This is a genomic window from Bradyrhizobium sp. 186, assembly GCF_023101685.1.
Lineage (GTDB): Bacteria > Pseudomonadota > Alphaproteobacteria > Rhizobiales > Xanthobacteraceae > Bradyrhizobium.
Genome location: NZ_CP082164.1, coordinates 8,117,879 through 8,130,936, shown reverse-complemented (window position 1 = coordinate 8,130,936; position 13,058 = coordinate 8,117,879). Strand labels below are relative to the sequence as shown.

The 13,058-nt window shown below is 60.5% G+C and carries 16 protein-coding genes; 8 read left to right on the top strand and 8 right to left on the bottom strand.

What is annotated here, in order from left to right; translation table 11 throughout:
- Positions 1 to 951 precede the first annotated feature (951 nt).
- The 3 genes from IVB18_RS38965 to IVB18_RS38955 all read left to right on the top strand — a co-directional run bounded on the left by IVB18_RS38965 (position 952) and on the right by IVB18_RS38955 (position 2,777).
- Positions 952 to 1,239: a hypothetical protein gene (locus IVB18_RS38965; protein WP_247985541.1), complete on the top strand. Its 288-nt coding sequence runs from the start codon at positions 952 to 954 to the stop codon at positions 1,237 to 1,239.
- 38 nt (positions 1,240 to 1,277) lie between these two features.
- Positions 1,278 to 1,694 carry a hypothetical protein gene (locus IVB18_RS38960; RefSeq protein WP_247991836.1) on the top strand — a complete coding sequence of 139 codons (417 nt, stop codon included), beginning with the start codon at positions 1,278 to 1,280 and terminating at the stop codon, positions 1,692 to 1,694.
- Positions 1,695 to 2,453: 759 nt separating this feature from the next.
- Complete coding sequence (locus tag IVB18_RS38955) at positions 2,454 to 2,777, top strand: hypothetical protein (protein ID WP_247985540.1); 324 nt, start codon at positions 2,454 to 2,456, stop codon at positions 2,775 to 2,777.
- Here IVB18_RS38955 and IVB18_RS38950 read toward each other — a convergent pair whose 3' ends face one another.
- Positions 2,778 to 3,989: a hypothetical protein gene (locus IVB18_RS38950; protein WP_247985539.1), complete on the bottom strand. Its 1,212-nt coding sequence runs from the start codon at positions 3,987 to 3,989 to the stop codon at positions 2,778 to 2,780.
- 188 nt (positions 3,990 to 4,177) lie between these two features.
- Between IVB18_RS38950 and IVB18_RS38945 the strand changes: the two genes are divergently transcribed.
- From IVB18_RS38945 to IVB18_RS38935, 3 genes are all read left to right on the top strand, one after another.
- Entirely contained in the window at positions 4,178 to 4,423 is a 246-nt protein-coding gene (locus IVB18_RS38945; RefSeq protein ID WP_247985538.1) for a hypothetical protein, read from the top strand.
- Positions 4,424 to 4,849: 426 nt separating this feature from the next.
- Positions 4,850 to 5,691, top strand: a protein-coding gene (locus tag IVB18_RS38940; protein ID WP_247801096.1) for an IS5 family transposase whose coding sequence is annotated in 2 segments (ribosomal slippage) — positions 4,850 to 5,222 and positions 5,222 to 5,691 — 843 coding nt in all. Because the reading frame shifts where the segments join, the coding sequence is not laid out codon by codon here.
- A gap of 62 nt (positions 5,692 to 5,753) precedes the next feature.
- On the top strand, positions 5,754 to 6,989 hold the full coding sequence (locus IVB18_RS38935) for an IS701 family transposase (protein ID WP_247985537.1): 1,236 nt from the start codon (positions 5,754 to 5,756) through the stop codon (positions 6,987 to 6,989).
- 83 nt (positions 6,990 to 7,072) lie between these two features.
- On the opposite strand, the gene IVB18_RS38930 is transcribed toward IVB18_RS38935, so the two are convergent.
- Together IVB18_RS38930 and IVB18_RS38925 are read right to left on the bottom strand one after the other, a co-directional pair.
- On the bottom strand, positions 7,073 to 7,372 hold the full coding sequence (locus IVB18_RS38930; protein ID WP_247985536.1) for an Ig-like domain-containing protein: 300 nt from the start codon (positions 7,370 to 7,372) through the stop codon (positions 7,073 to 7,075).
- Positions 7,373 to 7,651: 279 nt separating this feature from the next.
- Positions 7,652 to 8,044 carry a hypothetical protein gene (locus IVB18_RS38925; RefSeq protein WP_247985535.1) on the bottom strand — a complete coding sequence of 131 codons (393 nt, stop codon included), beginning with the start codon at positions 8,042 to 8,044 and terminating at the stop codon, positions 7,652 to 7,654.
- A gap of 143 nt (positions 8,045 to 8,187) precedes the next feature.
- Between IVB18_RS38925 and IVB18_RS38920 the strand changes: the two genes are divergently transcribed.
- Positions 8,188 to 8,634, top strand: a complete 447-nt coding sequence (locus tag IVB18_RS38920) for a hypothetical protein (RefSeq protein ID WP_247985534.1) — start codon at positions 8,188 to 8,190, stop codon at positions 8,632 to 8,634.
- A gap of 39 nt (positions 8,635 to 8,673) precedes the next feature.
- Here the strand turns inward: IVB18_RS38920 and IVB18_RS38915 are convergent, their stop codons facing one another.
- Together IVB18_RS38915 and IVB18_RS38910 are read right to left on the bottom strand one after the other, a co-directional pair.
- Complete coding sequence (locus tag IVB18_RS38915; protein WP_247985533.1) at positions 8,674 to 9,336, bottom strand: hypothetical protein; 663 nt, start codon at positions 9,334 to 9,336, stop codon at positions 8,674 to 8,676.
- A 61-nt stretch (positions 9,337 to 9,397) separates the two neighbouring features.
- The gene (locus tag IVB18_RS38910; protein WP_247985532.1) at positions 9,398 to 10,135 is read right to left on the bottom strand and encodes a metallophosphoesterase family protein; all 738 of its coding nucleotides are present in this window, start codon (positions 10,133 to 10,135) and stop codon (positions 9,398 to 9,400) included.
- Between the two features lie 191 nt (positions 10,136 to 10,326).
- Here IVB18_RS38910 and IVB18_RS38905 point away from each other — a divergent pair, with 191 nt between their 5' ends.
- A complete protein-coding gene (locus IVB18_RS38905) occupies positions 10,327 to 10,950 on the top strand; it encodes a transglutaminase-like cysteine peptidase (RefSeq protein ID WP_247985531.1) in 624 nt (207 codons plus the stop codon).
- 12 nt (positions 10,951 to 10,962) lie between these two features.
- Here the strand turns inward: IVB18_RS38905 and IVB18_RS38900 are convergent, their stop codons facing one another.
- The 3 genes from IVB18_RS38900 to IVB18_RS38890 all read right to left on the bottom strand — a co-directional run bounded on the left by IVB18_RS38900 (position 10,963) and on the right by IVB18_RS38890 (position 12,946).
- Entirely contained in the window at positions 10,963 to 12,231 is a 1,269-nt protein-coding gene (locus IVB18_RS38900; protein ID WP_247985530.1) for a hypothetical protein, read from the bottom strand.
- Between the two features lie 161 nt (positions 12,232 to 12,392).
- Positions 12,393 to 12,668, bottom strand: coding sequence for a hypothetical protein (locus IVB18_RS38895; protein WP_247985529.1), 276 nt, complete (start codon positions 12,666 to 12,668; stop codon positions 12,393 to 12,395).
- Positions 12,669 to 12,742: 74 nt separating this feature from the next.
- Entirely contained in the window at positions 12,743 to 12,946 is a 204-nt protein-coding gene (locus IVB18_RS38890) for a hypothetical protein (protein ID WP_247985528.1), read from the bottom strand.
- Positions 12,947 to 13,058: the final 112 nt, after the last annotated feature.

Sequence of the window (13,058 nt, the reverse complement as noted above, 5' to 3'; positions counted from 1 at the left end):
ATAATCACGGAGATCTCCGCTCACCGAGTCCAGTTTGGGCGTGTTGATGGCCGCAGTCGAGAATGTCCCGTTGTGATTTCCGGACGTCGCAGCACCAACGCGTCGCCGCTCCCAAGATTCGCGCGGGCGTGCGCCTGCCGAGCTCGCGTTCGAGCTTGCGCACGTCCGAGGAACAAGCGCGGATCGAAGCCCGCGATCGATCTTGATCTGGTCACGAACAGAGGGTTCGGCACCAGGTCGAGCGGTAGAATGGTCGAAACGCGCGCTTCGACCCGAATGCCTCGCCGATGTCACTCTTTCAACAAATCAATTGCGGCATGACGGCCGGATCAGCCTGCTGCTTTTTGCGGGCGACTAATCTTCATGCAACCGGCTGCACAAGCTTCATCTTGATCTGACAAAACTTTCAGCGACACTGGACCTTGAAGTCGCCACAACTAGACGATGAAATGCCCCGGGAGGAACGTTCCGCAAATGTGGACACATTCCGATGTTGCCAGTTCTGGTCTTATCTTCGATCTTCGTGGCAGGCTTTTGTTGCGGCTATGGCGTGAGGGCCTGGCGCTCCCACAAGCGATCGGTGAAATACCGCCTCTACGCGCCCTATACGCCAGCTTCAGCTGGACAGAGTCAGACGCAGCGCCCATCGTGATGACGGCTGAGTGACGCGTCGCTGGATTAATCATGGTCGAGGTGTGGTCTCAGCGGAAGTAACCATGCGCGGTTAGGTTAACCCCGCGCTTTCCTTGTGGATTTTGGGAGTGGCGGCCTAGACGGGATCACTTTAATTGCACCGGTGGTTGTCCCGAATTGCGCGGGGCAGAGAAGCGCGGATGGCGTATTTGGTCGTGATGCTTGCCGTAACGGTTGGCGTTGTCGCTTTTGTGCGGGCGTACGGGCGTCGTCTTGAGGCTCTCTCCGGTCCTTGGATCGCGAAGGAGAATCTCCAACATGATTGACCAGAACAACAATGCGCCTCGCAGGTATTTCGTCGACGGAGCTGGGCGCCGCGTCTTGATTGGTCTCTCGTTGGAGGAGACGGTCGAGTTCGAGAGGTTGGAGGAGCGGGCCGCTTCTGGATCAGACGGCTTGCGAACTCACCAGAGTGGGGAGCCCGCCAAAATGCAGGAAGCGCGATGGCTCGAGCTCTATGCCAAACATAGCGAGGCATGGAAGGCCTGGATGGCGCAAAGTCGCGCGGAGCGGGTCGTTGATTTAAGCTTTGTTAACTATAGTTGACCGAAGCTGCAGGCTTCATTCGAATGGGGATGGCCCAAATGTTCCAGCTATTCCTGAGGGCGCGTGCATACAACCTGCTGAACCTTCGGCGGGACGACGAGCGCTTCAAGGCGCGGTCCGCCGAGCGCGACGCCAAGACCGACCGTGCTCGCATTGGCTCGGTGATGGCGGTGATCGACTCCGCCTTGAAGGAAGCCGAGAGGGAGCAGGCGGGACTGACCCGGCGTGTTGACGACGCGTTGGCGCGTGCTTCCGTGACATTCGGCAATGGCACCGACGAATATCTGGAGCGGGAGCCGCTAGATAACTACCACCAGGATTTGTTTGCCGCCGACATCTCCAACGGCCAGCGCCGGCTCAAGGAGCTGGCAAGCACAATCGCGCATCTTAAATTCGTCAAAACCACGATGCTGACCCGTTTCCCCGATTTCAAGCCGCCGCAGCTCAACAGCTAACTGTAGGCACGAGCCGCCGCCGTTCGACGCCTTCTCTCACGCCGATTGCCGGTAGCGGCCCTCCCGCCGAATGCGGCTGCCGAGCAGGCCGTGGCAAGCGATGACATCAGTGGTTGAGACTAGTCGTTGTTGCCGGTGCCCGTCCCCGGTGCGCCGATCGGGTTGCCGTTCGGAGCGTGGCCGGCCCCTGCATTGCGCCGGGCCTGCGCCTGCGCGGGCGTCTCTGTTGTCATCCCGGTGGTTTGCCCGGGCTGAGCATTCGGGGACCGCTGAGCATTCGGGGACTGTTGCGTGCCGGTTCCTGCCTGGGACGATGCTGTGCCCATCGTTCCGGTCGGTTGATCGGCTACCCCGGTGCCCGGGGTCGACATCTGCGAATTGCCGCCGGCGGTAGAGGTGCCTGTGTTTCCGCCGGTATTGGACGATGTCCCTGTTCCCGCCGAACTTGATGCGCTTCCCGTCCCCGACCCAGCGCTGGCGCCCCCTCCGCCCTGCGCTATCGCAGCGGTCGGAGCGGATATAACGGCGGCTGCCAGCAACAATGCGAGCTTGCGTGATGTCATCATTACGTCCTCCAGGCTTACCCCCAAGACCAATCAGCCCTATTAATCCGCCTGCAGCAGCAGCCGTTCCTCGGGCGGCAAGCTTTGCGGTCAGGTCGAGAGGCGGGCGCCTCCGGGTCTCGCTCAAGCAACAAATCAGACCAGGCAATCGACGGGCCGCGCCGCTTTCGCCTTTGGCCTGTGGAAGCTTTTTGATATGGTTCTGCGGGTGAATGCGGAAATGGATTGGGGAACGGGCCAAGTGTCAGTCAGAAACATGCGAAAGACGATCGGGTTTGCCGTTGTCCTGGCGTTGGCCGTGCCCGCGACGGCTTCGGCCATAACGGCAGATGTGGCCCGCACATGTGACGCGGCAGTTGCGAAGGCATTTCCGCCAAAGCAGATTGGCAATCCCGCCGCCGGTAGCACCAAGGGATCTGCCAAGGAAAAGCGCGATTATTTCAACAAATGCGTTGCGAACAACGGCAAGGTCGACGATCCGCCAGCGGATACGCCGAAGGACAGCAAGGCCAGCAAATAGCTACCTTCGCGGCGGGCAGGGCGAGTAAAATGCGCCGTTCGCCGCGTTGATGCGCTCGACGCATTGGCTGGGATCGGTCACCGCGCCCGCCACAGTGAAGTCGTAGCCCATGCCTTTGACGACCACGACGTAACGGCCGGGCGACAGCGCGAAGCCATCGGTTTCGGGCTGCAGCAACAACATCCTGGGTTGATCCTCCACCGGGCCCACCTTGTAGGGGAAGGACATGCTGCGAATGACCCAGGAATCGCCGGCGCTGACCATGGCGGCTTTGCCGGTGGCATCGACGCCCATCGCCCGGGAGACCTTCGCGACCACCCGAACCTCGGTCCCGCCTGCATCGACACCCCCGTCGGGCCGGAACACAATGAATCTGACGTCTCCACTCGTCAGCGTCGTCGCGCTCGGCGTGTTGATTGCTGCTGAGATCGCGACACGGCGATCCGGAATCTTTCCCGGGACCGGCTTGAGTTCCTGGAGCTGGCCCTCACTCAGGGCGTAGACACCGAACGTTGTCGGCAAAGGCATCGAGGGTTGCGCAGCTGGCGCCGGCTCCTTTGGATGATCCGGTGTCCGTTCGACTGTCTCACTGCTCGATGGAATCGGGGTGGCAGTCGGTTGCGGCTCGGCGCTTCTCAACGCGCGCTCGGTTAATGTCGCGGACTGCCACAGTGCGACGGATTGTGTCCTCAACCGCGGCCAATACGTAACCGCCGCACTGGCGCCGACAATGACCATGAGGATGGCGGTGAGGCGAACAAGAGAGTTGATGGTGCCGCTGCGCCGGGGGTGGTCAAGCGGTCTTGGCGGTGCGACAGGACGGCTTGGGGTTTCCGCAACCTTCGCAACGGCCGACACAGTCGGAAGGGACGGGGGAGCAGGGGTATTGGCCGCAGGAGGATCTGAAACGACGGCGGGCGTTAGATTGGGCGGTGCGGACACAGCATTGCGCTCAGCAGTGCTGCGCTCAAATGCAAGTTCAACCTCCCGAATGGCGCGTTCGAGCACTTGCTCGAGCTCGCGGGATTCCCGCGTGTCGGCGTGGGTGAATTGTTCCAGAAGCTTGATGCGGGCCAGCTCGTAAACGATCTCGCGGATCTGCCGCGGGTCGTCGGATAGGTCGCGGATCCGGCCGGACAGAAGACGGACAAACCCGGCCTTGATCTCATGCGTCTTTGAAGCGCTGGCCGCAGTGTCGCTGGGGTCGGTCATCAAGGCCGATCAAGTAACCCGGAAAAGGCCGTTTCGCTAGGCTTTTCCGCTTCGAACCCCTCCGCGTGGCAGGTCCGCGTCCATTGTAAGGTCCGCAAAGGCCCGGTCTTGGCCGACCAAGGTGCTTGCTTTTGGGCAAAAACCTGTGACATTTCGCCGAGCTCCTCTTTCCTTTCCGGTGGTTGACCATGCGCGGCGTTTTGACAGCACTCACGTTTTTGTCCTTCATGGTTCAGTCCGCCGTTGCGCAAGGGGTCAAGGATCAGGCCAATGTGACCAGCAACAGCATCCTGACGACACCCACAAAGAAGACGCAGACGACCCAGACCGCCTCACGGCCGACCGCTGTCCGGAACCTTGCCGGCAGCCTGCCCGCCGGAAAGGCGGCCCAGGGGGTCTGGCGGGATGGCAAGCTGATTGCTGTGCCGCGGTGAGCTCCCAAGCAACCGTGAAGGAACGGTGATCGCCTCCCTGACGTTCTCGCTCGGGAGATATCGTAATGAAACGATTAGTTTTGATCGCAGCGACGCTTCTTGTGCCCGCCAGCACCTCGGCCCAGGGAGTCAATGATCCGTCGACGCCCAACCGCAACGTGATTATCGTCAATCCGTCGCAGCCCTCGCCGAGCACGGCGACGCCGAATATCCCGAGCCAGATTCAGGCGCCACTGACTCGCGGAGGGCGCGCTCGTCCCTATTACGGAAGCAGAACCCGCGGTAGTGGATCGAGCTGGCGATAGTCGAAGCATAAGGCAGACTATTGAGGATTCACCTCGACCTCTAAGTGTCTGTCCGGGAACATCTTGAATCATCGGAATCATTTGTGATTCAAGGGTGGCGGTCCGATTCGAAGGGGCGCCCATGTGGACGAAGGAGAACCGCGGTCGTTACGACCGAAGCCGGCTACGCTATCCAAGCGATTTGACTGATGAGGAATGGGCGTTGGTGGAGCCGCTGATTGCGCCAGCCAAGCGAGGCGGCAACAAGCGCACGGTCGATGTGCGCGAGGTGATCAATGGCCTGATGTATGTGCTGAGCACCGGTTGCCAATGGCGAGCGATCCCGAAGGACCTGCCGCCACGCAGCACGGTGCACGACTATTTTGACTTGTGGGCTTGGAACGGCACGCTCGATCGCATCCATCACGCGCTCTATGTACAATGTCGAGAATTGGCTAACCGAGAACCCAGCCCGAGCGCCGCCATCATCGACAGTCAAAGCGTCAAGAGCGCGGAAAAAGGGGGGCGTGGATCGACCCGCATGGCTACGATGCGGGCAAGAAGATCAAGGGCAAGAAGCGCCACATCCTAGTCGATACTCAAGGCTTGCTGCTCCACGCCCTCGTGCATTCGGCGGACATCCAGGATCGTGACGGTGGGGTGCTGGTGATGGCCACGCTGTTTGGCCTGCATCCATTCCTGCTGAAGCTCTATGCTGACGGCGGCTATCAGGGGCCGATCTTTCAGTCCGCCGTTCGCAAAATCCTCCGGCAAATCGACGTCGAGATCGTCAAGCGCTCCGATACAGCAAAGAGTTTTGCGATCTTGCCCAAGCGATGGATCGTCGAACGCACCATCGCCTGGCTCAACCGCTGCCGCCGTTTGGCCAAGGATTGGGAGTGCCTCAACCGAAAGGCATTGGCGTTCTTGCGCCTCGCCTCAATCCGCCTCATGCTGCGAAAGCTCTGCCAAAAAACAGCATGATCCCGGACAGACTCTAACATTACAGTTGCTTTGTTTGCGGGTTTCTGAATCCATGGGCAACCATGATTCGAATGTCGTGGACGCGGGCCGCGTCGGTTGAGGAGACGCTTGCGTTGTGGGCGGCGTCGCTTCGAGAGATCAAGCAACGGATACGTCCGTTGTTCACGCAAGAGCGTGTGGCGACGAATGCAGGCTTGTTCCTGGAAGGTCTGCTCGGAGATGAGCAGCGCAAGACCGGCTGGATGCGCGCGGAGGCGGCTGGCGATCCTGGCCCATGGCGTCAGCAGGCAATTCTGGGTCGTGGAGATTGGGACGCTGATGCCCTGCGCGATATCGTCCGCGACTATGTCATCGAGCATTTGGCGGATGACGATGCGGTGCTGGTGATCGACGAGACCGGCTTTCTCAAGCAGGGTAAGGCCTCATGCGGAGTGGCACGGCAATACACTGGTTCGGCAGGGAAGATTACGAACTGCCAGATCGGCGTCTTCGCTACCTACGTTTCGCGTCATGGTCATGCGTTCATCGATCGCGCGTTGTATCTTCCGAAGGAATGGACTGACGATCCAGATCGTCTGGAAGCCGCATATGTGCCTGCCGATGTCGGCTTTGCGACCAAACCAAAGCTTGCGACGAGAATGATCGCACGTGCGATAGCCGCGTCTGTACCATTCAAGTGGGTTGCCGGTGACACGGTCTACGGTGTTGGCGATATCGAACAGCAGCTACGGCGGGCAGGCAAAGGCTATGTGCTCGGGGTCAGCAGCTCTCATGTCTTCCGATCCTGGGGCAAGCGACAGCCGGTCGCCGGCAAGGCCGAAGACATCGCCCGGACGCGGCGCCCGTCCGACTGGAAGCGCTTGTCGGCGGGAGCCGGAACCAAAGGACCGAGGCTGCATGACTGGTGTTATCTCGAACTGGCCGATCTCGAGGTCGAGCAGTTCAACAGCGCAAATGATGGTTTATGGACGCGCGGTCTGCTGATCCGTCGCCATATCGCCGATGGCGATCTCGCCTTCTTCACCACCTGGTGCCCAGCGGGAACATCAATTGAAACGCTGGTCGCGGTCGAAGGCCATCGATGGGCGATCGAGGACAGCTTTGAAACCGCGAAAAACGAGTTCGGGCTCGATCACAACGAGAGCAGGTCCTGGCATGGCTGGCATCGCCACGTGTCCCTGGTGATGCTCGCCTTCGCCATGATGGCGGCGATCCGCCATCGCGCCAATCCGCCACCGCCCAAAAAAACCAAACGCCGCCCCCCGGCAAAAGCCAAAGCACACCCACGCCGCCACTGATCCGTTGGTCAATCCAGGAAATCCGCCGCATCGCCATCAGGCTTGCTCGAAAGCGGATCCAACCCGCGCATGTCATCGCATGGTCATTCTGGCGCAGAGCTCACCAGGCTGCCGCTCAGCGCGCGCATCTCAAAGCAAAACGGCAACTGTAATGCTAAGGTCGATATGCCGGCATCATGACGGTTTCTGCCCGAGATCAGAAGGGTGAACCTATCGGTGCCTGGCTTTTCGGCTTCTGCCGAATAACGGAAGCCGGATCCAACCAGCGCCAGCTGTCCTCTTGATGGTCCGCTCACGACCGATACGTTGAAGATTTGCATATACGACCAACGCAGTCCTTGGATGCAGTCGGCCCCGGGCTGGATCGGCATCATCCACTTCACCGTGTCCTCTGACAGAGCAAACGGCGTCCGCTCCTTGACGCAGAGGGGGCTCGCTTGAGCCGCCATGCTGAACATCACGGAGGCTGCGATGCAGACAGCTAGCAGCAATATTGGCCTTTGACACATTCTCGGCAACCCCATGAGTGGAGTGTCCGAGACTAACAGCGAGGACCTAACGAGGTCTTAGACGCACGATCTTGCCAGATCGGCCGTCAACCTCGCGCCGGCCGACCGCGGCGATCAGCTGTAGGGGATGGCAGGCTCGACGCGGCGGGCTGGCTACTGTCCGTTCGGCGTCATCCCGCCGCCGGTGGGGAAGTTGCTGGACTTGAGGGTCATTCCGCTGACGCGGAAGCGGACATTGCCCGCCAGGTACAAATAGTCCGAGGCCGTACTGCTGACCGTCCGCACCTCGACATAGGTCAGTGTGATCGACCCCACGCTCGGGGTAATCTGGGTGATGTCGACAAACCGGGCTCCCGGGAAAAGCTTTTGGTCGAGGCCATAGAAGATCTTTTCCCGCTCTGACCACAGCACGAAGTGACCGCCGGCCTTCTGATCAACGGCTTCGTATTGCGTATGGATGACTTGCGGGTATTCGATCTGGCCTGCCGTTGCAGATTGAGTCCCAAACCAGATCACCAGAGCCAAGAAAGCAATGCTGCGAACCACGGGCTAAAATCCTCGCGAGCTAAAGCACGAAGCTTGCCCGCGAATTGGCTTTCTTGCAATCGGCAAAGGTATAGGCTGAAGAGGAAGAGATAAGGAGGGCTAGCCAATGATCGTCCTTATGACCCGTCTTTGGAGTTATCGGAGTGCGACCCGTTCGGCGTGACCACTCGCTAGCCGATGCAAGGCGGTTTGCGGCGCTGTCTCGAGCGGTCACCATCGCTGGTGGACTCGCCCTTGGTCTGGCCTGTTCGCACCCCTGTCTTGCTCAAACAGAGCCGGAGCCCTCGCTCAATGACTACCTTCCGCCAAGCGAGCCCGAACTGACGCGTGACGAATGGCGGCAGCGAATCGAAGATGCAAGGCGACGGGGCAAGGAGGTCGCGCGCGAGCGGCGCGAACACCCCGAACTCTATGTGCCGGTCCCGGAAGATCCAGAGATCGTCGCAACCGAGCGCGTGCTCAACGACGAAAGCCTGCAGCGAGGCGACATCATCTCGACCAAGAAGGGGATGTTCATCTACCAAGGGCGATCGGATCAACCCCGTCGCGAGCAGGACTTTGTGCCGATCGCCCCGAAATCGGCGCGTTGAAAATTCACCGCAAGCCGCAAGCTAAATCGCGATTGAACGTCAGTACCGCCGCAAAATCTGGTTGAACTTGGGATCGGTCCCCTGGGTGGCCTCCAGAAGCAGCGACTTGCCTTGCGGCGTCGCCTGCACGTAGGCCGCGATCAGAAGCTGCTCGTAGCGAGCGCGGTTGGCAAGCGCCGAGCGAATGTCCGATTGCGCCAGGAGCTTGATCTCTTCGTCGGCTGCCGCCGCGCTCGAGGTCACAGTCTGGATCCGCGCGAAGGCAACGGCGATCGGCACGGCGCCGGCCAAGTAAGACATTTTCACCGCAGGCGTCACCGGCTCGCCCGCCTGCGCCTTCAGCGTGCCGAGCGTGAGCCATAGCGCGGGCCGGATCGGCGATACTTTCAGGGCCGCAACCACGGCATCTTGGGCCGCCTTGTTCTCGGTAGCCCTGCTGTTCGCATCGGCTGCGGGATGGTGAAGAAAGTCCGCGGCTTTCGCTGCCGCGTAGTTCGCAAGCAAGTCGCCATCGAATGAAAAGGGCGCCAGAACGCCCGATGAGGCTACATTGACCTTCTCGGGCGGAAACTCGCCCAAGAACAAATCGCTCGCCCGAAAGTTCGATCGCGTGAGATCGCCATAAAATTCCAATCCGGCATAAAGCAGCAATATCACTGCGATGCAGACGCCAACGATGCGAAGCAAGATCATGCGGCTCATAATGAATTCGAGAGGCTCGGGAGGCGGAGCGCGGGAGTTGGCCAGCAACTCTGCAAAAGCCCTAAATTGCGAGCAGACTATCGCCCTGGATCGTGAGCAAGGTCAAGTTGCCGGTCGCGTAAGCGCCGGTGTCGATATTGATCCGGTTTGGCCGGATATCCGGAGCGCTGACCGGGGTATGGCCGTGGACGACATATTTGCCGAAGCGTCTTTCGGACTCGAGGAATTCCTCGCGGATCCAGAGCAGATCCTCCTCCTTTTGACGTTCGAGGGCTACGCCGGGCTTGACCCCGGCGTGAACAAAAAAGAAGTCGCCACACGCGAAGGACGAGCGGAGCTGCTGAAGAAAGGAAAGATGCTCCGGCGGAAGCGCGCGCCTCAAGCCCTCGATCAGCTCAATCTGCTCCTCCGGCGTCGGATTCATCGTCGGGTTAATGCCGTAGGAGACAAGTGTCAGCAGGCCTCCGTAGTGGCGCCATTCCTGCAACCGTGCCGGATCCTTGAGGACCTCGAGCAGGAAAACCTCGTGGTTGCCCTTGAGACAGACCGTCTCATGCGACTTCGAGCGTGCGATCAGGATATCAAGCACGGCGCGTGAGTCCGGACCCCGGTCGACATAGTCGCCAAGAAACACCTGGATCGCTCGTTCGGGAGCTGAGCGAGCAAGGTCGGCGTCGATGACGGTTAAGAGCGACTGAAGCAAGTCGGCGCGTCCATGCACATCGCCCATGGCATAGATCCTCACGCCGTCGGGAAGCCGAGGCTTGACGTTCTTACGAAAGCGCTTGGAAAGGCCCATCAGCTGGTCGAATCGCGTCTGGCGTCATGAATGGACGTCATGATCGCTCATAGCAGAACAAATTACGCATCGGTATTCTTAATTGTTTCTGACGGAGTCGCGGCCGTTTTGATTAAAGGATGGCTCGGCCTTTGAGCCGGATTTCAAGACGTCTCGCGTAGCGTTGCCCCAACAAAAACGGGGAGCGCGACATGCGCAAAGTTGTAAAGTTCCTGGCGGTGGCCGCCGCTCTATTGGCTGGGGGCCAGCACAAGGCCGAGGCCGCCTTTGTTGGTGCGCCGTTGGCGTTGCGCGGCGCCATCCAGTACATCAAGTTCGACCAGCCGACCTTGGCGCCGATGGCGTTCACGATCTTTTGCCTGAAGTACGAGGGCGAGTGTAAGCCGCGACCGCAGCAAATCGTGTTCAGGGGCGGTCGTCTAAAGCTCACGGCCGAACGCATGGCTCTGCTTCAGGAGGTCAATCACCGGGTCAACAGCGCGATCCGACCCGAGCCCAATTTGGACGGGCTGCGTGGCGAGAAGTGGCTGCTGCATCCTGCGAGCGGCGACTGCAACGATTACGCTGTGACAAAACGCCACGATCTGATCGCCAAGGGCTTCCCGGCGCGTTCGGTGTTGCTCAGCGAGGTCGTGACGACCTGGGGTGAGCATCATCTCGTGGTCGTGGTGCGCACGTTCTCCGGCGATCTCGTGCTGGACAACCTCACCGGGCATATCCTGCCCTGGTCGAAGAAGTCCTATCGCTGGGTCCGCATCCAGATGCCCAAGAATCCGAACTACTGGGCCTCACTTGGCGGCGATCGCAACGCCTGATGACCGGCGCGTCTATCGTGAGGACTGGCTGACGCTCTGCGACAATCCCAGTCCCACGATCACCGCGAGGCAAAGGATTGCTGCCGGGTGCAGCAGTCCCGGACCGGCGAAGCCCTGAACGAGCACGAAGACAACGCAGGCCGCCGCCGCCGCAGGGAAGAACGAGTCGCGGCCGCGCTGCAAAGCGCCGAAGAACAAGCGTCCCAGAGCCATCATGCCCGCCAGCAGCGCGGCAGAAAGACCGATCCATCCCAAATCCGCGAAGATGGCAAAAGCCGTTGAGGGTGCCATCAAAGCCGCGCCGGAATCGCTTAGATAGATCCTGGCCACGGCCGAAAATGTCCCTGCGCCCGCACCGAACCATCGCGTGTCGGCCAACATGCGTTCAAGCGCGGCTCTGGTTTCGGCCCCCACATCGGGGACAAGCCGCAAAAGAATCGGCCCGGCATTCTTTTCGAAGAGGAAGCTCAGGACGATAACCGTTCCGATCAGCGCGGCCAGCGACAGCGCGCCTGCGGCCAACGGCGATAAGTCGATCCTTCGAATGACGAGGATCAGCAGAATTAGCACGAAGCCGAAGGCTACGGCGATCGCGCTGTTCGTGCCGGACAAGCCAAAGATCGCAAGGGCGCTTGCCAGAGCGCCCAGAAGGCCGCAAAGGCCGATCGCAATCGAGCGAACGAGCGAGTGACGCGTTTCGGCCCGCTCAGCGGCCAGCTGCATGACGGCTAAATTCAGCATGGTCCCGAGGCCGGCAAAGCTTGTCGCCAGGTCGGAGGGGGCGGCGCCCATAAGTCCCGGCGAGAGCCAATGCAGATCCAAGGCCAGGGCGCCGGCCGTTGCTATGCCGCTCAGGACAAAAAGAACCAATTCGGCGCGGCCGCGGTCGCGGACCACCACGATGGTAACGCCGAGAAGAGCGAGAGCGACAAGCGCCAAGAACAGCGCGTTCAACGTCAAGCCGAGGTCGGCCGTGATTGGCCCAAAGGCCAGCCCGCCCAAGGCATCGTGTACACTCGCCCAGATCGGATGGGCCCAGCTCAGCCAGAGCGGCGCGAGTTGGGCTGCGATACAAAGAGGAATGGCGATCAGAACCCAGCGGCCCCAAGCGGTGGCACGGAGATAGTGCTCGTAGTCAGCCTTTCGTGCGCTGAAGGCGGCTGCCAATACGCTTAAGGCCGCAGCCATCATCCCGGGCTGTGCGCCGAATTTGGCGCCGGCAATTTCGAGAGCTGAAGCGGAAACAATAGCGACGATGAGGGCAAAATAAGCGAGGGACAAACGGGCGCCTGATGAGGAATCCTGAACCGGTCAGGTCACCATACTAGCCGTCGATCGATTTTCAAACAGAGCTGGGCTCGCAATGAACGCAGAATCGCAGACCCAACGAAGCTTTGCCCGGCGGACTCTCAGGCGGGCTCTCGATCGTCCCGCTGAAGAGGTCAGCGAACGGTGTTGACCGGCCGAGCAAACACCCGGGCGGCACGAGCGCTGGCAAGGGCAAAGCGCGCTGCCGAGCCGAACAGATAACCGGCCTGGAGAGCAACGGCCGCGAGCACCAGGTTCTTCAGGCTTTCAAGGAAGGTGACATTGGCCATCCATCCAACCGGGATGGCGACGAGCACCATGACAAAGGTTAGCGGCAGGAGCACCAAGACCCGAAAGCGTTGGCCCAGCACCGCACCTACAAGAAAGCAAAAAATCAAAAGCTCGGTCATCCGAAACACTCCGTGCTCCGGACCTTAGGTTCCGCCCCCTGAAAAGACCCTTAAGTCGTATGGCTAAATTTTGTCTACTGGCCGCAATTTGCCAGCAACGAGTTATAAGCCTCGCGGAGCCCGTTCAACGCCACCACGCCTTTGATTTCGCTATCGGTTTCTTTGACCAGGACCGTTAGGGAAGGCGTTGTCTGCCACTTCCCACCGGCAAAGGCGGAGACCTCGTCAGGCAAAAGGACGGCGGCACCAGCCGCGGCCATGCTGGCCTCGAACGTCAAGGTGCCTCCTGCCGCGGAGGAAAGCGTGACCTTGGGGTGGCTTCTGGGCGGGAACGGCCGGATCAAGGCCACCAACACGTCGATCTTGCCATGAGGCGCGCAGCGGACGATC